Genomic DNA, 24,470 nt, shown 5'->3' on the forward strand with positions numbered 1-24,470 from the left:
CGCCCTGGCCGGAGGGTGCTCGGGTCGCCTCGATGGAGTGTCGTCGCCATGCCTCTGGACCGCCAGTCTCCCACCTCGACGGTTCTGTTCCTGTTGCTGTGCGCACCGCTGCTCGGTGGCTGTCTCTTCGCGGGCCCGAGTCACCAGGGGCCCACGTTGGCGCACTTCGATGGAGAGAAGTTCCACAACCTCGGAGACGCGCCGGAGCTGAGGACGACGGAGCTGGTGGAGGCGGCGCTGAAGGAGCCTCGCGGCGCGTGGCGGGAGTACGAGGAGCTGACGCCGGGCAAGCCCCCTCCGGAGCGGGTGGGGCCGGGCAAGCTGAAGGTGACGCTCATCAACCACGCCACCGTGCTCCTCCAGGCGGACGGGGTGAATGTGCTGACGGACCCCATCTACTCGGACCGGCCCAGTCCGGTGCCCTGGGTGGGGCCCAGGCGCGTGCATCCGCCGGGCATCCGCTTCGAGGACCTGCCGCCCATCCACGTGGTGGTGGTGAGCCACAACCACTATGACCACATGGACCTGCCCACGCTGCGCAGGCTGGAGGAGGCGCACCATCCGCGCTTCATCGTCGGCCTGGGCAACAAGGCGCTGCTGAAGGGCGAGGGCTTCCGGAACGTGGAGGAGCTGGACTGGTGGCAGTCCACGGAGGTGACGCCGGAGGTGAAGGTGACGGCGGTGCCCGCGCAGCACCGCTCCAACCGGGGGCTCACGGACCTGTCGGAGACGCTGTGGGCGGGCTACGTCTTCTCCACCACGGGAGGGCCGGTGCTCTTCGCGGGGGACACGGGCTTCGGTCCGCACTTCTCGATGATGGCCGCGCGCTTCGGGCCCATGCGGCTGTCGGTGCTGCCGATTGGCGCGTTCCGTCCGCGAGTCATCCACACGGTGCACATGGGGCCGCGCGAGGCCCTGGATGCGCACAAGGTGCTGAGCTCCTCCACGTCCGTGGCCATGCACCACAACACCTTCCCCATGGCCTTCGACGGGCAGGACGAGGCGAAGTTCCTGCTCTTGCGGTTGCTGTCGCGTGAAGAGGTGCGCCCGCGCTTCTGGGCGCTCGGCTTCGGTGAGGGCCGCTACGTGGAGCCGCTGCCAGAGACGGCCGCGGCCCTGGCGGGGCTCTGCCACGAGGACACGGCGGTCATCGATTAGTCACCTCTAGTCACCTCAGCGGTTGAACGGCGCTTCCTGGACCCAGTGGAAGCCCCGGCTGAGGAGGTGGAACCTCGACGTGTCCGCCTTGCGCACGCGGACGTCGATGGCGGCGCCCTCGAAGGTGCCCTGGAGGACCAGGTGCTCGGGGTCGGGCTGCTCCAGGGTGAGGGTCGTCTTCTTCGCGTCCTCACCGCGCCCCTCGGCCAGCGTGAGCGTCCGGTCCTCCACGCTCCCTGTCAGCTGGAAGTACTGCTTGGAGCCATCCATCCTCCGGAGCGTCATCCAACTGCCGCGACTGATGGAGAAGCCGCGCCAGCGCGTCGTATCGCCCAGGAGCGGAGGCAGCACCGCGCCTTCTCTCGTGAAGGACTCGACCTCGTAGAGCCCGTAGAGCGGAGGGCGGGGGGCGCCCTCGCCCCACGTCGAGTACGCCTCCCTCGTCCGGCTGGAGTGGGAGTGGAGCATCCAGCCGATGAAGAGGAGCTTCACGCCGAGCAGCGCCCAGGTGGTGCGAGAGGAGAAGGTGAAGGGCGTGGCGAGGGCGACGGGCTGCGTGGCGCGGTTGAGCACGAGGACGTCGGCCAGGCGGCGCAGGTCCGGCGCCAACAGGAAGACGGCGAAGAGGAGGAGCTGGGTGGAGTAGAGCTTGACGGGGACGTCGTAGAAGAAGTTGAGCGCCACCACATTGGACATGACGCCGATGACGACCAGCGCGCCGAGCGTCGTGGTGCGCCGGAAGACGAGCAGCAGCCCGCCCAACACCTCCGCGCCTCCGGTGAAGAGGTTGTAGCCGGGGGAGTAGCCCATGAAGGCCCACAGGAGCCCCATGGGGGAGAGCTCGCCCACGGGCTGGGTCAACTTGTCCATGGAAGGGAAGGGGAACTGCGACTTGAAGACCTTGGAGAGGCCATAGGACAGCATGGTCATGGCCAGGGTGTAGCGGACGTAGACGCGCAGGACGTCGTGGGCCTTCGCGTACCGGGTGCGATGCCTGTCGACGACGGACCACACGGCCGCCGCGATGACGGCGAGCGCCACGAAGAGGCCCGTCTGCGCGTAGTCAAAGGCCTTGTCCCCGCTGCCAGACATGGCGGTGGACAGCTCCTGCCCGCCGACCACGTGCCTGAAGACCCAAGGCACGACGAGCTCCCAGAAGTCCGAGATGGCCTTGGACACGTGTTCGCCGATGACGGGCAGCGTGTCCAACGGGAAGGCGAAGTTGAAGAGGAAGACGTAGGCGAAGACGAAGCGGAACGCGACGCGCGTCGCCAGCCTCCACGGTGCGGGCTCCGGCGCGGCGGTGATGGGGGCCGCGGGCACTGGAGCGACGGGCACTGGCTCGGAGGCAAGAGGGGTGGCGGTGGTCATGGTGGGCTCTGGCGCTCAATCGTAGTCAGTGAGCCTCATGCACCCCAAACCATGCTTGTCCGGTGATGGCGTCGGAGCGGGTGTCGCTATCGTGCGGTGCGTCGAGGGGCCTTCCGTCGCGGCTTGGGGGTGGAGGCGGTGCGCAGGGCTTCGATGAGGCGGTGGGCCAGGGGGTTCTCCGGAGCGCTCGCCCGCTGCACGGCGTAGATGAGATTGACCACCGGCTGGCGGCTCGGTGCGGTGGGCACGACGACGGTGCCCTGACGCGCGGCCTCGGCGACACAGTGGTCGGGGAGGATGGACCAGCCGTGCCCGGCGGCCACCGTGCCCAGCACTTCCTCCAGCTCCTCGAAGTGGTACGTGCCCCGCACGGAGCGCGGCTGTCGTCCGTAGTGGCCCTCGAACCACTTGCCGAAGACGTACTCGCATTCGTCATAGGTGATGAAGGCGAGGTCCTCGAAGTCCGCGAGCTGGGGGAACGCGCGTCCCCGAGCCTGGGGCGGGCCGACGAGCACCAGCTCCTCGCTCCACACGGGAGTGGTGAGCAGGCGGCTGGACACGTGGGGCAGGTAGACGAAGCCCACGTCGCAGGCGCCGTCCTCCAGGGAGGCGAAGACCTGGTCCGCGGTGGGGAAGCGGAGCGAGTAGGGCGACGCGGCCAGCTCGCGCGAGAGCAGGGGATAGAGCACATAGCGCCCGAAGCCGCTCACGGAGGCGATGCGCAAAGGCGCTGGCTGGGTATCGCCGTCCTTGAAGGCGCGCGCGAGCTGACCGAACTCATCGAAGAAGCGCTCACAGAGCGCGTGCAGCTTCGAGCCCGCGTCGGTCAGCGTGAGCCGCCGCGTCGTGCGGTCGAAGAGCACGGTGCCGAGCTGCTGCTCCAGTTGATGAATCTGGTAGCTCACCGCTGGCTGCGTCCGGTGCAGCACCGTGGCCGCGCGGCTGAAGCCCCGCTCGCGGCTCACCGTCAGGAAGGTCTCGAGGTAGCGAGGGTCCAGGTCCATCGAATGGTTATATAGGGTCCATCCAGTCTATCCATTGGATTGATGGAGCGGGGCGCTCGCAGGATGCCTTCCACATCGCGGGATGCGCGGTGTCGGAGGTGGAGTCATGACGGGTTCGTGGAGTCGGACACTCGTGTCGGTCGGCGGGTTGTGGATGGTGTTGGGCGCGGGCACGGGAGTGGCGCGGGAACCGGAGACGTCCTCGGGCAGAGCGGGCTCGCGAGTGGTGGCCCCCGTGCGGGGCTCCACGAGGGCCGTGACGCCGTCGGTGGAAGACGCGCGTCCTTCGCTCGTGGTGTTCCTGGTGTTCGATGGGCTGCGCTACGACGACCTGGAGCGCTGGCGTCACCGGATGGGGCCGGGAGGTTTCCGCAGGCTGCTGGAGGGCGGCACCGTCTTCGACTCCGCGCGCTATCCCTACGCGACGACGAAGACGTGCCCGGGACATGCCACGCTGGCGACCGGTGCGCTGCCGGGTGTGCATGGCATCATCTCCAACGAGTGGTACGAGCGGGAGTCCGGCGCGGAGGTGAGCTGTGTGCGCGACTCCGCGAGCCCTCCGTTGGATGACCCGAAGGGCAAGGGCGTGTCACCCCGACGCCTTCGAGTATCGACGTTGGGGGACCGGTTGCTCGCGACGCATGGGGCTTCTTCGCGCGTGCTGTCCGTCTCGTTGAAGGACCGTGCCGCCATCATGCTGGGAGGCCACCGGGGACAGGCGTACTGGTGGGGCACGAAGGGCTTCACGACGAGCCGTCATCATGCGGAGCAGTTGCCGTCCTGGGTCTCCACGTGGAATGACGCCCAGGTCTCCCAGAAGGGTGGAGCGTGGGCGCGAGGCGCGGAGGTGGCGACGTACGCCGCCCTGGGTCCGGATGACGATGCGCGTGAACGTCCACCCGAAGGACTGGGGCGAACGTTCCCCCATCCGCTCACCACCGAGGACGCCTTCCTCTACACACCGCTGGGCGCGGAGAAGTTGTTCGAGTTCGCCCTCGCGGGCCTGCGTGCCGAAGCGCTGGGACAGCGCCCTGGTGCCAGGGACTTGCTGGCCATCGGCATGTCGAGTGTGGACGTGGTGAGCCACGGCTTCGGTCCGGAGAGCCACGAGACGGTGGACATGTTGCTCAGGCTGGACAGGGCGCTGGCCGTGTTCCTGGAGTCGTTGGAGCGAGAGTTGGGCTTGTCGAAGGTGCTGGTGGCCGTGAGCGCGGACCATGGGATGGCGCCCGCGCCGGCTCGGGCCGAGCAGCGCATGTCGGGCGCGCTCGTGACGCGCGCGGTGGATGCGGCGTTGGATCAGGCGTTCGGCGCGGACGACTGGGTGGAGGCCTTCAGCGTGCCGCACCTGTATCTGCGGCAGGCGCGGGTGAAGGCGCGGAAGGTGCGGCTGGAAGAGGCCGTCGAGGTCGCGCGCAAGGCGGTCCGTGTGCTGCCGGGCATCGCCGATGTCGTCTCCGCCGCGGACGTGAGCCTGGGCCGTGAGCAGGGCTTCGCGCGGAGGGTGCGCGGCGAGTACGTGCCGGAGCGATCCGGAGAGCTGGTCATCATCGCGGACCCACATGTGCTGTTGGCTCCGGACGACGAGCATGCGAGCACTCATGGCACACCGTACGAGTACGACATCCACGTGCCGCTCGTCCTCTTCGGCCAGGGCCTGCCCGCCGTGCGCCATGGGCGGCCCGTCACGCCGCTGGACCTGGCGCCCACGCTGGCCACGTGGCTGGGCGTGACGTTGCCGGACGCCTCGGGGAGTCCGCTCTGCGAGGCCCTGGCGCCCGGCTCTCCTGTGCCCGCGAGCTGTGTCGCGAACTCCGCTTCGGCACAGTGAGTCGTGTTCAGCCCGTGGAAGGCTGCGATTCGGCGAGCCACCGACGCTGGCGGAAGGCAGGCGCACCGATGTCGAACAAAGGCTGGCCGGGGCTTCGGAGGACCAGCTCCAGGGCCGCGGACCCACGCTCGCGCTGCTGGCCGAGTCGCAGCACTTCTTCGAGTGACGCCTGGGTCATCGGGCGGCCAAGAAGGTAGCGCGCCTCCGGAGGGAAGCCGCCCGTTCGCTCGGCCCACCAGTCAGCCACGGCATCGGGCGCGGGCCAGGGGAGGTCCGTGTCGTCGTCGAGCTCGGTTGCCTCGTCGTCCTCTTCCACTTCTGGAGCCGGAGCCCTGAGAGGACGCTCCGAGAGGTCTGCTCCCGTGATGGTTCGGAAGGCCGCACCCGCGGCGCGGGCGAACTCCGGGGTTCGCATCATTCTCAGGACCCAGGGGATGAAGAACACATCCCCGAGGGCGGCGCTTCCGGCGAGCGCGAAGCGCGAGTGCTCGGGCCGCTCGGTGAAGCCCATCAACCACCGGCGAGCCTCGGCTCGTTCCATTCGTCGGAGGGCCAGGCAGCCTGCCTCTGTCGCATGGGGTCCTCCTTGTTCCGCGAGGATGCGAAGCGCGGAAATGGCCGTTCGTTCTCCTGACAGGAGACAGGTCGCGGCGGCCGCGTGTGCGCAGCCTTCGTCCTTGGATGCGAGGGACGGCTTGATGAGAGGCAGCAGCTCGCGGTGGCCTTGCTCGCCCACGGAACGCAGGGCACGGGAGCGGAGTCCGGGATGGGTGCTGGCGAGTGCCCGCTGGAGCGTGGCGCCTGCCTCTCGCCGATGGGCGGCATATCCCGCCAGGACGAGCTGGCACAGCAGGGGGTCCTCTTCTCCACGGAGTCGTTCAAGACTCTTGCCCACACGAGACCAAGGCAGCCACGAGAGTGCCGAGACCATCGCTTCCAGCATGGACTCCGATTCACCAGCGAGTGGCAGCAGCGACGAAAGCCGGTCGATGCAACCCCCGTCGAGCGCGAGCGTGGCCGCGACGAAGACTTCACCTGCCTCGGACAGGGGCTGCGCCTCCTCGAGAACTGCGTCTGTTGCTTCGCTGGCGAGGCGAAGGCCATCCACGTGGGCCTCGATGCGCTCGTCGAGCCGCTCCAAATCATGAAGTGTGTAGTGCGGCGCACGGATGGCCCTCCGGCGGAGGTGCCAGAGGAACGAGGCCTCCTCGAAATGGCGCGAGACGAGGTGGGGCAGCGGGCCGTTGGAAGGCAAGGGCCTGGATGGATTCATCCTGGAATCCGATGGCCAAAGAAGTAGCGCACACCCTCGTCGTAGCGACTGGCCTCGGGGCTCTCCAGGAACGCTTCGAGGATGGCGGCGGCGGTGAGGGACTGGAACTCGCGGTCCTTGTAGAAGCGAGAGCAGTCGATGCCCGTGCTCGCCTCGAAGCGGCGTCGGTAGAAGGGCTGCATGGCCCGCTCCAGGTCGCTGTCGCCCAGGCTTCGCAGCATTCGCCGGGCCAGGGACACGACGCCGAAGCGCTCACCATGCAGCAGGATGACCTGGTCCGAGCCGAACTCCCGCTGGAGTGCCTCGCACCGCGCCATCACCTGGTCTTCATAGGCGAGGAGCCTGTCTTCTGTCGGTCGCCGTGCCAGGGGACCCCACTCGGGTTCGAGGAGGGTGGAGAGCTTGAGTGGGAGCCCCTCGAAGTCCTGGAAGCCGAAGTACCTCTCATATGCCTGGAGGAGCGCTGGCACGGCGGAGGTGCTTCCCCATGCCTCGAAAGCGTTGCAGAAGCGTCCCGCCTTGTCGGGGTCCAACGCATCGTCAAGTTCGCGGACCATGCGGTCGAAGCAGGAGCGAGGGGCGGCATCCCCCAGAATCTGCACACAGGTCCAACGCAGGAGGTCGGAGGTCGTTTCGTCGTGGATGTCCAGCAGCCGAGCCATCCCCCCGAAGTCGCCGCCTTTGACTTGAGACAGAATCCGTTGGGTGTCCAGCCAACGCGCGCCGTCGGGGTCCGCCCGCAAGCTCGGATCGTCGGCAGCGGTGGGTGGCGCGAAATAGCCGCTGCCAGACCAGTTCAGCGACACCCAGTAGAAGGATGAACCCATCTTCACTTCCCCTGCCATTCGTCCGTGAAGAACTGGTCGATGTCCTGACAGACCGAGCAGAGGGTCTGATGTGGCTGAAGGTTGCCTGGGTTGTCTGGACACCCTCCCGCCGTTTTCGGCACCAGATGGTTGATTCTCTCGAGCTCCTTGGCCCGCAGCTTCAACTCGCTATATTCGGCCCAGTCCCTCCGGAGTGGCTCATTCGTGGGCAGTTGGAGGTCTCGCCTGGAGGCCTTGGCTGCGCTTCGTAGTGCCTCCTCGCGACCACACTTGGCGAGCAGTTCATCGAGGAACTCCGTCGAATTCTTGAGAGCCACTCCCGTGGTTCGCTTGTACGCCTCTCGGTACTGAGCCTTGGTGCCAGATGCTTCCCATCTGGCGACGATGCCATTGTACCGGTTACCTGCAATGGCTTCCTTGGACCGGAACACGTCGCAGGGAGGCTCTGGAAAGACCCTGCCAGAGCAGGTACAGCGCGTCGTCTTGAGCTTCTTGAGGTTCTCGTACTGCTCGCGCCGAGGCCCCGTGACGTCGATTTTGTAGAACTCCTCCAGATGAAGAGGCTGGTCGTCCTCCTTGAACGCGGCGGCGCAGGAATTCAACCCGCAGCAAGGACATTGCCCGTCGTTCATCCGTCGCTGAGCGAGCTCCTGGGCCTCTTCCACCTGTGCCTGCGACAGATTGGGGAGGGGTGGTGTGGCACCAGGATAGCTGCCGTGATTCGAGGTGGTCAGGTCGCGATGCCGCACCACGCCCTTGCCTTCCACCTTCACGTCCATCGACCACGAAGCGAAGAACGTCTTGCCTGTGATGGTGTGGGTCACCACGCTCGCACCGAAGCTCCTCGTGGCCGCCTCGTTGCCCAAGGGGGATGACTGGTAGTGGGACACGTCTTGGAGGGCGACCTCGTTGTCCGCGATGCGCACCGTCTTGCTCCCCGCCTTCAAGTCTCTCGCGGAGGAGCTGTCCGCGTAGGGAACTGGTACGGGGCCCGCTGGCGGTGGGGGTGGGCTCATGCACACGTCAGGAAACGCCGCCGTCACCTTGCCATCGCCATCCCGGTGCACCACCTCGTTTCCATCCGCGTACACCTTGCCGTCACTCATGGGCGCTTGACCTGTTGGAAGCGGGCCGCCGCAGCACGGCTACGGCACGGCCTCCCGAGACACTGCTAGCGAAGCACATCGCGTGCGCTCCCGGCGCATAGCCACGTTGGTAGGCCTGTGCCGCTCGCACGAGCTGACAGAGGCTCGCCGCTGTTCCAACCTCTCCAATGGACTCGGCGCTGAGCCACAGGGGGAGGTCCTCCCGCTTCACTCGGAGCAGCCGCGTCAGCGCAAGGGCCTGCTCCTTGAATCCATACGACTCTCCCGATGCATCCGACAGCCGCCAATCCATGTCCTGCATCCGCAACCCGGCCTCCGCCAGCGCGGCTCTGCCTGCTCCGACGAGGCCCTCTGCACGAAGGGGATTCTCGTCGAGCACGGATGCTGGCTCTGTTGCGAACCCCAGGCCGACGAGCGAGGCCAGTGGCTGTCGCCGTCTTCCCGTGTGGGGCTCCACCCGGAGGCATACCGCAGCCTCTCCTGGAATGACCCCATCCGAGTTGCTTCGCGTCTTCAGCCGCCGGTGCTCCTCCAGCCAAAGCAACGAGCGGGCATTGAGCAGGGAGTCCACCGCGCAGACGAAACAGGATGGAACGCGCTGCTCCCATGACAGCGTTCGTGCCAGCGCCAACGCGCGAAAGGCGGCGGCGTTCCCTCCCGTCAGCGTGCGTGAGAGACGCGGGTGAAACGTGCGCGCGAGGCGCTGCTCCACTCGAGATACCAGTGTGTCCGCGAGCGAGGCCGCACCTCCAGGGCGCTCCGGCTCGGCCAGGGCGACCAGCAAGGGGACTTGCTCGGTGCTGACGTTCTCCTCTCCTGCCAAGGCATCCGTGAGTGCCATCGCCAACAGGTCAATCAGTCGCTCCTGGCGCTCCAAGGTCAGGGGGAGGCTCGATACGGGCGAGCCCGTGATGGGATTGCGCCCATTGTCCCAGAGAGGAAGCTGCTCGAAGGCCGACAGCCCCGCCCGCATGGCGGCGCAGGCCGAGGGGGTGTTCGACCCTACTGAAGTCACCAGTCCAGTCGCCGTGACGTACAGCCGGATGGCACTCATCGGGAGCCTCTTCCTCGCGGGCTCCCGCGACGCGCGGCCACCAACTCCGCGAGCGAATTGAAGCGTGGCTTGCCGCCCCCTGTCCTCGTGGCGGGCCTCCTTCCCACGAGTATCTCTCGCAGCCTCGAGGACTTCCGGCCCAGGGGTGCCGAGGTCCGCCAGGTGAGGACGATACGTCGCGTGTCGGATTCGATGAGGAAGGTATCCAGGAGCGGCTCGACCCCATGGTCGCGGTCATCGAAGCGGAACGTGATGGGAAACTTCAACGTGGGGATGGATGCCAGCAGCACGCCATCGGGTGTCATGCCCGTGCAGCGCACCGTCTCTCCGCCACGAAGGTACGGCAGTTGCTGGTCCTCGGGCGCGGAGAGGAAGAATCGCGTGTCGAAGTCGCGGGGCAGGAAGGGATAGTCCTCCTCGCGCCATCGTGAGTCGTAGGTTCCCGCGTGGGTGATGCGCGGCCGCCAGCTTCGACCGACGGGGCCGAAGCCCACAGGCGACACAAGGTCAGTCCAGCTTGAGAGCGGGTGTCGAGGGTCCTCCAGGTTGGGAAGGGCGGTGTCTAGCGTCGCGCGAGCCTCTGGATTCTTGCGATAGCCCACTCCCACCGGGTTGCGGAGTTCCGCACCCTGGTGTCGTGGGTCCGGGTGGGTCAGGTCCGTTCCTCCGAAGGCTCGTTCGTAGACGATTGGAAGATGGGTGAAGGTCGTGGGCGCGGAGGCGCGCAAACCGAAGAGTCCCCGCTCCCAGCGGCGGTCACCCGTGACTCGAATGGATTTTTTCAGCGGCCCGAGCTCGAGCGTCACCAGCAGCGACTCGACAGGGCGGCCCGAAGCGGAGACGGCCTGTCCCTGGACGAGGAGATCCGTCCTGGGCTTGAAGGGGGCAAAGTCGCACTCCCGAACGAGGCTCGTCGTTCCAGGGACCCCACGATATTGGTCCACGTAGACAAGTGGCGCCTGTGCTTCAGCCAGCTTCGGGTTCCCCTGCGAGCCGAGCGCGAAGGTTCCTTTCACCACGACGACACAGAGGTCCTGCCCCGACTTGTCGGTGGCGACGCAGATGTCCGACGGCATCCCCGTCGTATTGACTCCCAATTGCATGCGTCCCCCGCCACGAATGGGTGGATGCCGCTGCGGCCTGCTCGAGAATGGCTAACAGGATTCGTTTGCACGGCCAATCCGACCCGAGGTCATTGTGAGTGAGAGGACATGCCGTCGAGCGCGCGGGCAGGACCCTCTGGAAATGAGTCCGCGTACATTGGGGCCGGACGAGACTTGGAGTACGAGCGCCAGCCGGACCGCTCGGCCGCCCGCTCGGGTGTCGGCGACCTGGGGGCTCTTGTTTCGCGTCCGGGTCAGACGCCCCTGGTAGATAGGGTCCACGTGGACGACGACCAGAGTGGACAGGACAGCAGACCCCCCAGGAAGCAGAAGCGACCCCGGAAGGCGTCCGCCCGCTATCTGGAGAACGTGGCGCTCCACTACGTCAAGCGCTACGCCTCCACCGTGAGCCAGTTGAAGCGCGTGCTGGTGCGCCGGGTGGACCGCTCGGTGAAGGAGCACGGTGGAGACCGCGCCGAGGCGCTCGGGTGGATTGACGCGCTCGCGCAGAAGCTCGTCCGCAACAACCTCATCAACGACGACACCTACGCGGGGATGAAGGCGCAGTCACTGCGCGCCTCCGGTCGCAGCACGCGGATGATTGCCCAGAAGCTGCGGATGAAGGGCGTCGCCGCGGACCTGGTGCAGCGCAAGGTGGCGCTGGCCACCGCGGAGGTCTCCGACGAGGACGCCGCGCGCATCTGGGCCCGGAAGAAGCGACTGGGTCCCTTCCGCAAGGACCTGGCGAAGCGAGAGGAGAATCGCAAACGGGACCTCGCGGCGCTGGCTCGCGCGGGCTTCTCGTTCGGTGTCGCGAAGAAGATCATCGATGGAGCACTCGACTAGCGCGGACGCCCTCCAGCACGGGAACCACTCGAGGTCCGCAGCCGCCAGGGAATCCCATCGAGAATGAGCCGGTGGCGGCAGAGGGGCCAAGGCCCTCTACCGACGCTCCGTCGACTCGCGGCGCATCACGCCGGCTTGTCTCCCTGGGAGGATGCTGGCGCTTCCACCCGACAGACGCGGCCTAGCCGGCCCGCCCCGCGGCCTGGGCGTTCGCGCTCGCCCGGCCGAAGTGCGCGACAGCGTACGGGTCGGGCGGCGTGGACCTGCGCCCGGCCGGAGGCCTCATGGCGTTGTCGATGAGGCCCATTCCCACCGCGAGCACCGCCAGTCCCAACAGGTCCTTCTTGTAGGGCTGCGCCATCAGGACCTCCTCGCCCAGCACCAGCGCGCCGTCCTTGAGCAGGGTGTGGCGCTGCCACGCGACGCCCTCGCTGGTGCCCGGGTCCCCGGTGCGGAAGAACTGGAGGAGGTGCGTCTGGAGGCGGCGCAGGAACGCCTGGTCCTCCTCCACCAGCTTGCCCTGCGCGGGCGAGCACCGGTCCGGCGTGAGGAGGAACCAGGGGATTTCCTCGCCGTGCGGGACGCCATGGGGCCGGTCCCCGCGGAGCTGCACCGCCGTGTAGTCGAAGTGGCAGCGCCACACCGGCGCGTGCTCCGCCTGGTGGCTGCCCAACAGTCGGGGCACCACGGTGAACACGAAGTCGGTGCAGATGCGCCGGCCCAGTTCCTCGTCGTCCGACACGTCCGGGTAGAAGGGGCGGACCACCGCGACCATGTTGCCCAGCCGCTCGACGACGTCCTTCGGTTCGATGCCGAAGGCGACCGCCACGCTGGCGTCGTAGCTGGTGCTGCCGAGGATGAGGGGCAGCTTGAGCGCCTGGTTGTCGCGGAACGCGGCGCGAATGGTCCGGGGGAGCACCGGGTCTCCCACCACGGAGGACGGCGAGATGACCGTGCCGGGCGAGCGCTTCCAGAAGTCATCCGCCTTCAGCCCGCGCAACTGCTCCATCGTGACGTCGTCACTCGTCAGCTCCAAATCACTGGCGAAGATGGTGCCACGTGAGACGGCGTCCTCGCGAGGCAGTTCGTTGATGACGTAGGAGCTGAGGGCCACGCCCCGCTTGAAGTGGTTCTTGTTCTTCATCAGCGGCGACGCGTAGAGCGACAGCACGGACTTGGCGCCCGCGGACTGGCCCATGACGGTGACGTTGTCCGGGTCTCCACCGAACTGGGCGATGTTGCGGTTCACCCACTCCAGCGCGGCCATCTGGTCCAGCAGGCCGAAGTTCACCGGGCCGTTCGGGTTCTCCTTCTCCAGCGCCGGGTGCGCGAAGAAGCCCAGGTGGCCCAGCCGGTAGTTGAAGGTGACGAGCACCACGTCCTGACTCGCCAGGGGCACGCCGTTGTACGCCGGCAGGTTGCCCGCGCCGATGACGAACGCGCCGCCGTGAATCCAGAAGACGACGGGCAGCTTCGCGCCGGCCTCCGCCCGGGGCGTCCAGACGTTGAGGTAGAGGCAGTCCTCGCTCATCTTCCCGGGGTCGCCACCGCCCATGTCGATGCAGCCCTGCCGGTCCTGGAACGGGGAGAGGCCGAACTCCAGCGCCGGGCGGACGCCTGTCCACGGGTCCATGGGCTCGGGGGCCTTCCAGCGCCGGGAGCCCACGGGGGGCTTCGCGTACGGAATCCCCTTGTAGACCATCACCCTTTCGACCAGCGCGCCCTGGACCTGCCCCTCGCGGGTGGAGACCACGGGTGCTTTCTCGCCTGCCATGTGTCGCTCCCTTTCTGGTGAACGCTGAGTGTCCTCACGTCCGTGCAGTCATCCGATGATGGGAGGCAACGGGTCTGGGAGCGGATGCACGAGTCGTCCGACGACCGACGGGACGCGTGGAATAGAAGCTCACGAAGTGCCCACGCAATCGCGGTGGCGGAACGTCCCAGCGCCGTATGGCCTGGAAGACAGACACACCTCGACTCCTCGACCCTGGAGGTCGGGTCGAGTGTCATGCTCGCTGCACTGGGTTGGCCCTGGAGTTGGAAGCCGCTGTCCCGTAGGGCCGCGGGAAGCACCGCGCAGGCTGGCCTGGCGTGAGGGGTCGCCTCAACCGAGGCCCTTCGTAGGGAGCAGCTTGCGCGCCAGGGCGATGAAGGCGCGCAGCGGGGGCGAGGCTTGGGCGCGGTGGGGGTAGTACAGGAAGATGCCCGGGACGGAGGGTGCCCAGTCCTCCAGCACCGGCACGAGCGTTCCCGCGCGCAGGGCGGGGGCGACCTGCAGCTCCGCCAGGTAGGTCAGCCCCACGCCCGCCACCGCCATGCGGAACATGACCTCGGCATTGTCCGTGGCCAGCCGGCCCTTCACCTGGACGCGCAGCTCCTTGCGTCCCCGCTCCAGCTCCCAGTGATAGGGCAGGCCCGTCGTGGGCGCGCGGTAGGTGATGCAGTCATGGTTCGCCAGGTCCTCGGGCCGTTGCGGGGTGCCGTGGCGCTTCAGGTAGGCCGGTGAGGCGAGGACCATGAAGCGGAAGGCGGGCGTGAGGCGCACCTGCACCATGTCCTTCTCCACGGCTTCCATCAGCCGCAGTCCCGCGTCGAGCCCTTCCTCGACGATGTCCACGAACTGGTCCGACAAGCGCACCTCCGCGTGGACATGGGGATTCTCCCGGAGGAAGCGGGGCAGCACGGGCTCGATGACGCTGGCCAGGGCGATGCCGGGCACCGTGAGGCGCAGGGTGCCGGTGAGCTGCGTGGCGTCGGCGGACAGGTGCTCCAGCGCGTTGAGCGCCGACTCCAGCCCCGGCGCCGCGCGCTCCAGCAGTCGCTGACCCGCGTCGGTGAGCGACACGTTGCGCGTGGTGCGAAAGAGCAACGCCTGGTGGACGCGCTCCTCCAGCAGCTTCACGGACTGACTCACCGCGGAGGTGGAGACACCCAGCTCCTTCGCGGCCCGGGTGAAGCTCTTGTGCCGGGCGACGGCAACGAACACGGCCAGCTCATTCAGTGGGGTCAGGGCCATTATGAAGCCATCCTAAACAGTGCTTTCAAATCGTGCCTCTTCTCCGAAAAGCCCTCGGGCGGCAATTTGAGGTCATTCACGGAGGCACGCATGACAACGACGAACCGCATCGACTCGCTTTCCCGCTACCACCTGCTGGGGCGCTCGGGGCTGAGGGTGAGCCCGCTGGCCCTGGGGACCATGACGTTCGGCACGGAGTGGGGTTGGGGCAGCCCCAAGGACACGGCGCACCGCCTGCTGGCCCGCTACCTGGAGGCGGGGGGCAACTTCCTCGACACGGCGGATGGCTACACGAACGGCACGAGCGAGGAGTTCATCGGGGACTACTTCGCGAAGCAGGGCGGGCGTGATGGCGCCGTCATCGCGACGAAGTTCACGGTGAACACGTCGCCTGGAGACCCGAACGCGGGAGGCAACGGCCGCAAGAACATCCACCGCGCGGTGGAGGGGTCGCTGCGCCGGCTGAAGACGGACTACCTGGACCTGTACTGGATGCATGCGTGGGACGGCATCACTCCGATGGAGGAGGTGATGAGCACGCTGACGGACCTCGTGAGGGCTGGGAAGATTCGCTACATCGGCCTGTCGGACGTGCCGGCCTGGTACTTCGCGCGGGCGCAGACGCTGGCGGAGCGCGAGGGCTGGGAGCGCGTCGTCGCGTTGCAGTTGGAGTACTCGCTGGTGGAGCGCAACATCGAGCGGGAGCACATCCCGGCCGCGCTGGAGCTGGGGGCGAGCATCACCCCGTGGAGCCCGCTGGCGTCGGGGTTGTTGTCGGGCAAGTACACGCGAGAGGGTGTGTTCGCGAAGGGAGAGGGGCGACTGCCGGCCATCCAGGCGAGTGGCAACCCGGGGATGGCGAAGCTCTTCACGGAGAGGAACTGGCGCATCGTGGACACGTTGATGGAGGTGGCGCGGGAGCTGGACAAGCCGCCCGCGCAGGTGGCGCTGGCGTGGGTGACCCGGCGGCCGGGGGTGGCGTCCACCATCATCGGGGCGACGAAGTTGGAGCAGCTCGAGGCGAACCTGCGTGCGCTGGACGTGGAGATTCCGGAGGAGCAGTCGGCGAAGCTGGAGGCCGCCGGTCGCCCGGAGCTGGTGCACCCGTACATCTTCTTCGCGAACGAGTTCTTCACCAGCGGCATGTTCACCGGAGGGACGTCCGTGCGCGCCGAGCCGACGTGGTTCCGTCCGGCGGTGCGCTGAGGGTCATGCCCGCGCTGGAGGTGGGCTCAGTCGGTGCGTTGCAGGGCGAGCCAGAGCCAGCCCCAGCGCGGCTCCAGCGGAACCAGCGCTGATAATCAACCTGGATGCGGCTACTCGGTGTCAGGTGTCTCCACGAGCGGCCACAGCTCACCGAGTTTCAGCTCGATGTCGTTAAACGGGGCGGCACGGATGACGTCATCCGCGCCGTACGTCCCCAGCACGAGCCAGTGTCCGTCGCGCAGCTCGCTCACCGTGAGGGTGCGCGAGTCCAGGTCGATGAACCACAGATGCTGGATGCCAATCCGCGCGTAGAACGGCTGCTTGATGCGCGTGTCGTAGCCGCGTGTCGACGGCGACAGGACTTCACAGGCCCAATCAGGAGCCAGGGTCCACGAGCCCGCTGGCAATCGCGCCACCCGCTCTTTGCGCCACCCCGCCAGGTCCGGAATGAACTCTGGCGAGCCCTCCAGCCGGACACCCGGCTCCACTTGAACCCACCACCCGCCCGGCCCACCCAGGGCCCGCTGAAACGGGCCCCGAAGCTCGGTAATCAAGGCTCCAATGAAATCCATGTGCCCAGCATGCGGCTGGGCATGCGTGTACAGCGTTCCATCGATGATCTCGCCCACGACGCCCTCGGGCAGAGCCTCGATATCGGCGAGGGTCGCGACACCCTCTGTCTCGCGCTTGCCGTAGGCCATGCCCCGAGTGTGGAGATAGCAGCGCTGTCTGACAAGCGGCGTGGATGCGGCTACTCGGTGTCGGGTGTCTCCACGAGCGGCCACAACTCACCGAGCCTCAGCTCGATGTCGTCGAACGGGGCAGCGCGGATGACGTCATCCTCGCCATACGTCCCCAGCACGAGCCAGTGTCCGTCGCGCAGCTCGCTCACGGTGAGGGTTCGTGCATCCACGTCGATGAACCACAGGTGCTTGATGCCAATCCGCGCGTAGAACGGTTGCTTGATGCGTGTGTCATAGCCGCGTGTCGACGGTGACAGGATTTCGCAGGCCCAGTCTGGCGCCACGAGCCACGAGCCCTCCGGGATTCGCGCCACCCGGTCTTTCCTCCAGCCCGCGAGGTCCGGGACGAACTCCGGAGACCCCTCCAGTCGGATGCCGGGCTCCACCTGAATCCACCAACCCCCAGGCCCGCTACTCCCCTGCTGGAAAGGGCCCCAGAGCAGGGCATGCAGACTTCCAAGGGTATTCATATGCCCAGCACGCGGCTGGGCATGCACATACAACGTTCCTTCGATGACCTCGCCCACGACGCCCTCGGGCAGAGCCTCGATATCGGCGAGGGTCGCGACACCCTCTGTTTCGCGTTTGCCGTAGGCCATGCCTCGAGTCTGGGGATAGCAAAGCCCCCTGACAAGCAGCGCCGCTGACGGCGTTCGTTTACAGCTAGAGCTTCAACTTCTTGAACACGGATTCCGGGATGCTCTTGATGATGAGCATGATGATTGCCCAGATTCCGGGAACGTAGACCTCGTTCTTGCGCGCATCGGCCGCGCTGAGCAGCCCGCGCGCCACCTTCTCCGGCGACGCGAACAGCTTGTTCTTCGGCAGGTGCGCCGTCATCGGTGTGTCCACGAAACCCGGCTTCACCGTCACCACCGCCACATTGGACTTCGCCAGCCGGTTGCGCAGGCCCTGGAGGAACACGGTCAGCGCGCCCTTCGACGTGCCGTACACGTAGTTGCTCTGCCGGCCGCGGTCTCCCGCCACCGACGAAATCACCACCAGCGTGCCGGCCTTCTGCGCCTCGAACCGATTGGCCAGAACCGTGAGGAGCGACGCCGCGCTCAGGAAGTTGGTGCGCAGCACCGCCTCCGTCGCCGTCCACGAGCGCTGCGCCTCCGCCTGGTCTCCCAGCACGCCGTGAGCCAGCACCACGCCGTCCAGTCCGCCCAGCGCCTGGAACGCCCCGTCCACCAGCGCCTCGTGCACGGCGAAGTCGTTCAGGTCCACCGCCTTCGACTCCACCTTCGCGGCGCCCCGCGTGGCGGCATCCTTCGCCACCGCGTCCAGGTTCTCCGCGTTGCGGCCCACGAGGTACAGCGAGGCACCGCGCGCGGCGAGCAGCCGCACCGTCGCCTGGGCAATGGCGCTGGTGGCGCCGAGGACGAGCACTTTCTTCATGGGGTCGGCAATCTCGGAGAGAGGTCAGCGAAGCGCAAGCAGGGACTTCGGATGCGGCGCTCCAGAAGCGCGCTCCGACTCCAGCGAGAAGGGCATGGCCACCGGATTCATCCGCCGCCAGAAGGACGACGAGAACGCCGGGTCGATGTAGCCCGCGAACTCCGCGCGGCGCGGGAAGTACGCCGCGAAGCTCTCCGGACTCATCCGCGCGTCCTTCGCCGGATACACCGCGCCGCCCGCCTCGCGCGTCACCCGGTCCAGCTCCTCCACCAGCCGGTACGTCTTCTCTCCCCGGTTGGCGAAGTCCATGGCCAGCGTCACACCCTGGCGCGGAAAGGACATCCACCCCGGCGAGGGAAGGTCACCGAAGGTCTTCAGCACCGACAGGAAGCTGGGCAGCCCGCCGCGAGCGCTGCGCTCCAGGATGTCCTTCAGCGCGTCACGCGCGGTGGAGTAGGGCACCACGCACTGGAACTGGAGGAAGCCCCGGCTGCCGTAGATGCGGTTCCACGCGTAGATGGCGTCCAGCGGATAGAAGAACGGGTCGTAGTGCGTCAGCCGCTGCTTCGGCTTGCCGTTCTGCCGGTGGAAGTAGAGCCAGTTGAACGCCGACACCGACAGCCGGTTGAGGCAGAACGCCGGCATGTCCATGGGCACCGCGAGGCCAATGCCATGCGACAGGTGGCTCTTGGCCAGGGGAAGCCCGTCGAACTGCGGCGGCGCGAAGTTGCCCCGGTACAGCAGGCCCCGCCCCAGCTTCTTGCCGCGCGCCAGGCAGTCCACCCACGCCATGGTGAACTCGTGGTCCGCCTCGGACTCGCGCGCCACGACGAGGAACTCGTCCAGGTTGCCGAAGGGCACCGTCTCCTGGAGCACGTACGGATTGCTGATGGGCTTGAGCTGGACCTCTGCCCAGGTGACGAGCCCCGTGAGCCCCAGGCCGCCAATCGTCGCGCCGTACCAGTCCGGATTCTCGTCCGGCGCGCACACGCGGCGGCTGCCGTCCGAGCGCACCAGCTCGAAGCGGCGCACGTAGCGGCCGAACGTCCCGCCCCGGTGGTGGTTCTTCCCGTGCACGTCGTTGGCGATGGCGCCGCCCACCGTCACGTACTTGGTGCCCGGCGTCACCGGCAGGAACCAGCCGCGCGGCGCCGCCAGTCGCAAGAGCGTGTCCAGCGTGACGCCCGCCTCGCAGCGCACCACGCCCGTGGCCGCGTCGAAGGCGATGAGCTTGTCCAGCCCCGAGGTGAGCAGCAGCGTCCCGCCCCCGTTGAGGCAGGAGTCGCCATAGCTGCGCCCCAGCCCGTGCGGCAGCACCGAGCCGGAGACTTGCGGCAGCGCGTCCGAGCGCCACGTCAGCGCCTGCGTGTGCTGCTCGACTCGGGGGTAGCGCCCCCAGGACTCCAGTGACTTCATCGCGGAATCCCTCTCACGTGGCCGCCCACAGCACCAGGGCGGAGACGAGCCCCACCGCGTAGCTCACCTTGTCCTTGAGCGCGAAGACGAGCGGGTCCTCGTTCACCTGTCCGCGATGCGCCAGCACCCAGATGCGGCCCACCCAGTAGAGCATCACCGGGCACAACAGCCACAGCCGCTCCGGGTGGTCGTAATAGACAGTCACTTCCTTCGACGTGATGTACAGCGCCAGCACCAGCACGGACACCTGGCCCGCCGCCGCGCCCAGGCTGGCGAGCTGCTCGTAGTCCTGCGCCAGATAGCCGCGCCCGTGCGCGGTCGTCTCGTTGGACAGCCGCAGCCGGCGCACCTCGCTCAGCCGCTTCACCAGCGCGAGCGACAGGAAGAGGAACATGCTGAACATGAGCAGCCAGCTCGACGTGGGCACGCCCACCGCCAGCGAGCCGCCGAAGATGCGCACCGTGTACAGGCCCGCCAGCACCAGCACGTCCAGCATCACCACCTGCTTGAGCCGCAGCGAGTACGCCAGCGTCAGCGCGTAGTACGTCGCCAGCAGCGCGGAGAAGGCGGGCGGCAACAGCAGACACACCACCGCGCCGGCCAGGAGCAGCACCGGCGCCAGCACCACGCCCACGCTCACCGGCAGCGCGCAGGCCGCGAACGGACGCTTCTTCTTCGTCGGGTGCCGTCGGTCCGCGTCGAGGTCCAGCAAGTCGTTGAGCACGTACACGCTGGAGGCGCACAGGCTGAACGCCACGAAGGCCAGCATCGCCTGGGCCAACAGGTTCGGAGACGCGGCCTTGTGCGCGGCGAGCACCGGCACGAAGACGAGCGCGTTCTTCGCCCACTGGTGCACGCGCAGCGCCTTCACCCAGACGCGCGGGCCCACCCCGGGCTTCTCGAAGACGCGGTGCACGTGGCGCCCCAGCGCTCGCGCCTTCTCCAGCACGCCCGCGGGCGCGTGGACGACCACGATGTGCCGCGACTCGCGCCACAGCGGCAGGTCCACCGCGTCGTTGCCCGCGTAGTCGAACGTGCCCAGCGCCGCCTTCAGCTTCGCCAGCTTGCGCGCGCCGGACAGATTCACGGTGCCGTCGCTGGCGTGGACCTCCGTGAAGAGGCCCAGGTGCGCGGCGACAGCCTGCGCGATTCGCTGGTCCGCCGCCGTGGCCAGCACCAGCCTGCGGCCTCGCGCCTTCTCCTCGTGGAGGAACGCGAGCAGCTCCTCGTTGTACGGCAGCTGGGCGGCGTCCAGGCCCGCGCGCCGCGCGACTTCCGCCTTGAAGTACGCCTTGCCCTTCATCACCCACAGGGGCAGCAGGAAGAGCAGCCAGGGCGCGCGCTTGAAGAGCACGAGCAGGTTCTCATGCAGCGTGTCGGTGCGCACCAGCGTCCCGTCGAGGTCGACGGCGAGCGCCACGTCTGCGGAGTCCTCGGGGAGGGGTGTCTCGGGAAGCATGGGAAGCGGGGGCGAAGGCTACCCTGTCGGACTGTTTCCGGGCGCGAGAAGGGCACACGGCCCTTCGCCCGCCAGGGCACCGCTCAGTCGAGTCGGGCGATCAACAGGGTCTGGAGGGGGAGGTTGCGGATGGGTCGGCTGCTCTCGATGCGGTAGCCCGCGTCGTCGAGGAAGCCCTCCACCTCCGCGGGCGTGTAGGCGTCCGCGCCCGAGGTGACGAAGTAGTGCAGGCCGATGAGCGGCGCGGAGCTGGTCGGGTCCTGGATGTCCTCCCGCAGGTACTCCAGCACGGCCAGCGTCCCCTTGGGCGCCAGCGAGGCACGGATGCGGCGCAAGAGCGCCACGTTCTGCGCGGGCGTCAGGTGGTGCATCACCTGGAACAGCAGCACCCCGTCGTAGAGGCCGCCCAGCTCCGAGGTGAGGATGTCCCCGGCCTGGTGCGTGACGAGGTGGCTCAGCCCCGCCGAGGCGATGATGTCCCGCCCCACGCGGACGCTGCCTTCCAAATCCAACACCGTGGCCTTGAGGCCCCGGTGGCGCAGGCACAGCTCCGCGGCGAACCAGCCATGCGCGCCGCCCAGGTCCAACAAGCTCTTGGCACCTCGGGGCAGGGGAATGGCGCCCACGACTTCCGGCGCCGCCAGCCGGGCGAGCTGGTGCATGGCGTGGATGTAGTCGCGCCAGCGCGGGTCCTCCGGCGCGAAGTCGTGGATGTCCACCGCCTCGCCCGAGCGCACCACGCCCTCCAGCCCCGTCCACCAGTCCCACTGCGCGTAGTTGAACTCCAGGAAGGCGCCCACGTACTTGGGCGAGCGCGGGTCCAGCCACCGCTTCGAGCGCGACGCCAGTCGGTAGCGGCCGTCACGCTGACGCTCCACCGCCTCGCACGCCACCAGCGCCTCCAGCAGCGAGCGGGTGCCTTCGGGCGACAGGTTCAGCCTCGCCGCCAGCGCCTCCGACGTGGCCGCGCCATCCGCCAGCGCGCCGTAGATGCCCAGCCGCACGCCCGCCATCAGCGTGCGCGAGGCCATCATCCCGAAGAAGGCATGGGCCAGGGGTTGGGGGGCCAGGTTGAACCAGTCCGCCACACGCTCCAGCAGGTTGTCCGCCTTGAGCCCCAGCCGCATGCGTGCGCCCCTAACGCTTCTTCCGGGGGAGGGCCAGGCCGGCCAGTCCCACCATCACCAGCGCGGCCTCCGCGCCCATCAGACAGCCTACCTGCTCCGCCTTGCGCACCCCCGTGTAGCGGCAGGTGCCGTCCTCGCAAGTGAAGCGCGGCGAGCAGTCTCCGCTGCTACGACAGACGGTGTTCACCCGCCCCGTCCCGTCCTCCCCTTCCGGGTTGTCCCGGTCGGGCCCGCCCTCTCCCGTGGAGGCGTCCGGGAGGGGAATGATGATGCCTCCGTCGCTGGACGACTGAGCGAGTGCGGCGGCGGGCAGCAAGAGCGGGAGGCAGGCCAGCAGGGACAGGCCCTGGGCGCGAACTAGGTGACGAAGGGACATGACGGGGTCGTCACCCTAACCGTCCGGCCGCACAGATGCATCCACCGTGGAAACCGGAAGTCGGGGGTAGATTGTCCCACCCCTCCGCCTTCATCTGGTAGCGTACGACCCCCGATGGCCGCCCCCAGAATCCTCGTCGTCGATGACAACCCGGAGCTTCTCTCCCTCCTCACGCAGCTGTTCGAGGACGCGGGCTACGAGGTCGTCGGCGCCAGCCGCGGCAGGCAGGCGATTGATGTCGCTCGCGCCAATCCACCCGGCGCGGCCGTCTTGGACATCCTGCTGCCGGACATGATGGGCTACCATCTGGCGGACGCGCTGCGGAAGGACAACCCCCAGCTCCCGCTGCTCTTCATCACCGGCGTCTTCAAGGGCGGCAAGCACGCGCTGGAGGCCCGTCAGAAGTACCAGTCCGCTGGCTACTTCGAGAAGCCCTTCGAGGCGCAGAAGCTGCTGGAGGCCGTCACCAAGGTCCTCGCTCCGGAGAAGAAGGCCCCGCCCCCTGGCTCGCTCCAGGACGCCTTCGAGGTGGAGCTGGACATCGACGTGGAGGAGGAGGGCCCGCAGGACGTGATGGAGTTGACGGGCCGCATCAAGGTGACGGGCGGCGGCAACATCACCGCGGAGATTCGCGGCGCCAACCTCACCGCCAGCCCCATGCAGAAGGTGCCGGCCACCCAGGTGCGTCCGCCCACGCCGGGCCGTCCGCCGGACCCCCCGCCCGCGGGCTCGGGCGCGCCGGGCAGCCGCCGGGGGGAGCTGAAGGACAACCTGCCCTCGTTGCTCACCGCCTACTACCTCTCCCGCGAGACGGGCGAGCTGGGCATCCAGCGCGGCAAGGTGAAGAAGGTCGTCTATTTCGAGAAGGGCATGCCGGTGTTCGCCCTCTCCAACCTGCTGGCGGACCGCTTCGGTCAGTTCCTGGTCCGCGTGGGCAAAATCAAGCCCGAGCAGCTCCAGGACGCCTCCGCCGTGGCGGGCGCGACGAACCGGCGCACCGGTGACGTGCTGGTGGAGCGCGGCCTGCTCAAGGACACCGAGCGGCTGTACTACGTGGGCCAGCAGGTGAAGGCCGTCATCTACTCGCTCTTCGCGTGGGAAGACGGCACGTACGTGATGAGCTTCCGGGAGAAGGCCAGCTCGGAGTCCATCAAGCTGGACGTGCACCCGGGCAACCTCATCGTCCGTGGCATCAAGAAGCTCTACAAGCCGGAGCGCCTGCGCCGGCTGCTCAAGCCGGAGGACCGGCTCATCCCCGCGGTGGCCCCGGCGTACCAGCTCAACGAAGTGGAGCTGGAGCGGTGGGAGGCGGAGCTGTTGCCCAAGATTGACGGCAACCGCACCGTCGCGGAGCTGCTGGCGTTCGCCAACCGCCCCGAGCACGTCGTCTACGGCTTCCTGGTCGCGATGATGTCGCTGGGCATCCTGGACAAGCGCTCGTAGCGCGGTCGGGTCGCCGGGCGGGCACCCTCAGTGAGGTGCCCGGTGGTGTTTGGGTTCAGCCGCCCGCCAGGCGGGAGCCAATCCAGAACAGGCCGAGCGCACCGGAGCCCACGGCGACGACGCGCTGCACCCACCGGGTGATGCGGTCGTTGAGGCGGGTGATGCCCTCGGCGAAGAGCAGACCCACGGTGCCCATGCCGATGAGGATGCCCAGCGCGAAGCCAGGCAGGTACGTCCACGCCGCCAGGCTCATGCTGCCGCCCACGAGCAGCGGGGGCAGGGCGAGCAGCAGCGAGCGCACGCCGCTGACGGCCATCAGCGCGCCCGCGGCGGTGCTGACGGTGTGCACGTGCTCGTGCGGCTCCTTGGAGTGGTGGGGGAGGTGGGGGTGGCCGTGGTTCAGGCTGTTGGGGAACAGCAGCGCCGTCACGGCGAGGGCCACCAGCACGGCGCCGCCGAAGATTTCGGCCCAGCGCTCGAAAGTCTCGGAGAGCCCCACGCCGGCCAGGAGGCACAGGGAGGCGATGCCGCCGAGCATGGCCGCGTGCCCCAGCGCGAAGCGGAAGGCGGTGGCGATGGCCGCGCGACGCCGGCCCCCATTCAGGGTTCCAAGCGTGGCCACGGCCGCGCAATGGTCCGGCCCCACGGCGTGGAGCAGGCCCTGGGACAGACCGAGCAGGAAGGCAAGGAGAATGGGCTGCACGACGCGG

At 68.0% G+C, this 24,470-nt stretch carries 22 protein-coding genes; 5 read left to right on the forward strand and 17 right to left on the reverse strand.

Features of this window, described 5'->3' with window-relative positions:
* Window positions 1-48: 48 nt before the first annotated feature.
* The gene (locus ACN469_RS38805) at window positions 49-1,158 is read left to right on the forward strand and encodes an MBL fold metallo-hydrolase (RefSeq protein ID WP_498776584.1); all 1,110 of its coding nucleotides are present in this window, start codon (window positions 49-51) and stop codon (window positions 1,156-1,158) included.
* 15 nt (window positions 1,159-1,173) lie between these two features.
* On the opposite strand, the gene ACN469_RS38810 is transcribed toward ACN469_RS38805, so the two are convergent.
* Window positions 1,174-2,529 (reverse strand): DoxX family protein, encoded by a 1,356-nt coding sequence (locus ACN469_RS38810; RefSeq protein WP_498776586.1) that lies wholly within the window; start codon window positions 2,527-2,529, stop codon window positions 1,174-1,176.
* 86 nt (window positions 2,530-2,615) lie between these two features.
* Window positions 2,616-3,533 carry a LysR family transcriptional regulator gene (locus ACN469_RS38815; protein ID WP_498776588.1) on the reverse strand — a complete coding sequence of 306 codons (918 nt, stop codon included), beginning with the start codon at window positions 3,531-3,533 and terminating at the stop codon, window positions 2,616-2,618.
* Window positions 3,534-3,639: 106 nt separating this feature from the next.
* On the opposite strand from ACN469_RS38815, the gene ACN469_RS38820 reads away from it, so the two are divergent.
* Window positions 3,640-5,364 carry an alkaline phosphatase family protein gene (locus tag ACN469_RS38820; RefSeq protein ID WP_498776590.1) on the forward strand — a complete coding sequence of 575 codons (1,725 nt, stop codon included), beginning with the start codon at window positions 3,640-3,642 and terminating at the stop codon, window positions 5,362-5,364.
* A gap of 7 nt (window positions 5,365-5,371) precedes the next feature.
* Here the strand turns inward: ACN469_RS38820 and ACN469_RS38825 are convergent, their stop codons facing one another.
* From ACN469_RS38825 to ACN469_RS38845, 5 genes are read right to left on the reverse strand one after another with little or no spacing between them, the layout of a single operon-like run.
* Window positions 5,372-6,637, reverse strand: coding sequence for a TIGR02270 family protein (locus tag ACN469_RS38825; protein ID WP_498776592.1), 1,266 nt, complete (start codon window positions 6,635-6,637; stop codon window positions 5,372-5,374).
* Entirely contained in the window at window positions 6,634-7,464 is an 831-nt protein-coding gene (locus ACN469_RS38830; protein WP_498776594.1) for a hypothetical protein, read from the reverse strand. Before ACN469_RS38830 ends, ACN469_RS38825 begins: the two co-directional genes overlap by 4 nt.
* Before the next feature lie 2 nt (window positions 7,465-7,466).
* A complete protein-coding gene (locus tag ACN469_RS38835; RefSeq protein ID WP_498776595.1) occupies window positions 7,467-8,570 on the reverse strand; it encodes a PAAR-like domain-containing protein in 1,104 nt (367 codons plus the stop codon).
* Window positions 8,563-9,624 carry a hypothetical protein gene (locus tag ACN469_RS38840; protein WP_498776597.1) on the reverse strand — a complete coding sequence of 354 codons (1,062 nt, stop codon included), beginning with the start codon at window positions 9,622-9,624 and terminating at the stop codon, window positions 8,563-8,565. Before ACN469_RS38840 ends, ACN469_RS38835 begins: the two co-directional genes overlap by 8 nt.
* Window positions 9,621-10,727 (reverse strand): DUF2169 family type VI secretion system accessory protein, encoded by a 1,107-nt coding sequence (locus ACN469_RS38845; protein WP_498776599.1) that lies wholly within the window; start codon window positions 10,725-10,727, stop codon window positions 9,621-9,623. Before ACN469_RS38845 ends, ACN469_RS38840 begins: the two co-directional genes overlap by 4 nt.
* Window positions 10,728-11,009: 282 nt before the next feature.
* Here ACN469_RS38845 and ACN469_RS38850 point away from each other — a divergent pair, with 282 nt between their 5' ends.
* Window positions 11,010-11,573, forward strand: coding sequence for a regulatory protein RecX (locus tag ACN469_RS38850; RefSeq protein ID WP_498776649.1), 564 nt, complete (start codon window positions 11,010-11,012; stop codon window positions 11,571-11,573).
* A gap of 181 nt (window positions 11,574-11,754) precedes the next feature.
* Here ACN469_RS38850 and ACN469_RS38855 read toward each other — a convergent pair whose 3' ends face one another.
* A complete protein-coding gene (locus ACN469_RS38855; protein WP_498776601.1) occupies window positions 11,755-13,347 on the reverse strand; it encodes a carboxylesterase/lipase family protein in 1,593 nt (530 codons plus the stop codon).
* Window positions 13,348-13,677: 330 nt separating this feature from the next.
* Window positions 13,678-14,589: a LysR family transcriptional regulator gene (locus tag ACN469_RS38860; RefSeq protein WP_498776602.1), complete on the reverse strand. Its 912-nt coding sequence runs from the start codon at window positions 14,587-14,589 to the stop codon at window positions 13,678-13,680.
* 90 nt (window positions 14,590-14,679) lie between these two features.
* On the opposite strand from ACN469_RS38860, the gene ACN469_RS38865 reads away from it, so the two are divergent.
* Window positions 14,680-15,795, forward strand: a complete 1,116-nt coding sequence (locus ACN469_RS38865; RefSeq protein ID WP_498776603.1) for an aldo/keto reductase — start codon at window positions 14,680-14,682, stop codon at window positions 15,793-15,795.
* Window positions 15,796-15,905: 110 nt separating this feature from the next.
* On the opposite strand, the gene ACN469_RS38870 is transcribed toward ACN469_RS38865, so the two are convergent.
* From ACN469_RS38870 to ACN469_RS38900, 7 genes are all read right to left on the reverse strand, one after another.
* Window positions 15,906-16,496, reverse strand: a complete 591-nt coding sequence (locus tag ACN469_RS38870) for a Uma2 family endonuclease (protein ID WP_498776604.1) — start codon at window positions 16,494-16,496, stop codon at window positions 15,906-15,908.
* A gap of 50 nt (window positions 16,497-16,546) precedes the next feature.
* Complete coding sequence (locus ACN469_RS38875; protein WP_498776605.1) at window positions 16,547-17,137, reverse strand: Uma2 family endonuclease; 591 nt, start codon at window positions 17,135-17,137, stop codon at window positions 16,547-16,549.
* 64 nt (window positions 17,138-17,201) lie between these two features.
* Window positions 17,202-17,939 (reverse strand): SDR family oxidoreductase, encoded by a 738-nt coding sequence (locus ACN469_RS38880; RefSeq protein ID WP_498776607.1) that lies wholly within the window; start codon window positions 17,937-17,939, stop codon window positions 17,202-17,204.
* Window positions 17,940-17,963: 24 nt separating this feature from the next.
* Window positions 17,964-19,355 carry an FAD-binding oxidoreductase gene (locus ACN469_RS38885; protein WP_498776609.1) on the reverse strand — a complete coding sequence of 464 codons (1,392 nt, stop codon included), beginning with the start codon at window positions 19,353-19,355 and terminating at the stop codon, window positions 17,964-17,966.
* Window positions 19,356-19,368: 13 nt separating this feature from the next.
* A complete protein-coding gene (locus tag ACN469_RS38890) occupies window positions 19,369-20,814 on the reverse strand; it encodes a UbiA family prenyltransferase (protein WP_498776611.1) in 1,446 nt (481 codons plus the stop codon).
* An 83-nt stretch (window positions 20,815-20,897) separates the two neighbouring features.
* Window positions 20,898-21,941: a class I SAM-dependent methyltransferase gene (locus tag ACN469_RS38895; RefSeq protein WP_498776613.1), complete on the reverse strand. Its 1,044-nt coding sequence runs from the start codon at window positions 21,939-21,941 to the stop codon at window positions 20,898-20,900.
* Between the two features lie 10 nt (window positions 21,942-21,951).
* A complete protein-coding gene (locus ACN469_RS38900; RefSeq protein WP_498776615.1) occupies window positions 21,952-22,317 on the reverse strand; it encodes an MXAN_6627.5 family MYXO-CTERM protein in 366 nt (121 codons plus the stop codon).
* A 114-nt stretch (window positions 22,318-22,431) separates the two neighbouring features.
* On the opposite strand from ACN469_RS38900, the gene ACN469_RS38905 reads away from it, so the two are divergent.
* The gene (locus ACN469_RS38905; protein WP_498776617.1) at window positions 22,432-23,760 is read left to right on the forward strand and encodes a response regulator; all 1,329 of its coding nucleotides are present in this window, start codon (window positions 22,432-22,434) and stop codon (window positions 23,758-23,760) included.
* Window positions 23,761-23,815: 55 nt separating this feature from the next.
* On the opposite strand, the gene ACN469_RS38910 is transcribed toward ACN469_RS38905, so the two are convergent.
* Window positions 23,816-24,463 carry a hypothetical protein gene (locus ACN469_RS38910; protein ID WP_498776619.1) on the reverse strand — a complete coding sequence of 216 codons (648 nt, stop codon included), beginning with the start codon at window positions 24,461-24,463 and terminating at the stop codon, window positions 23,816-23,818.
* Between the last annotated feature and the right edge of the window lie 7 nt (window positions 24,464-24,470).

The sequence above is a fragment of the Corallococcus terminator genome (assembly GCF_049194865.1).
Taxonomy (GTDB): domain Bacteria; phylum Myxococcota; class Myxococcia; order Myxococcales; family Myxococcaceae; genus Myxococcus; species Myxococcus terminator_A.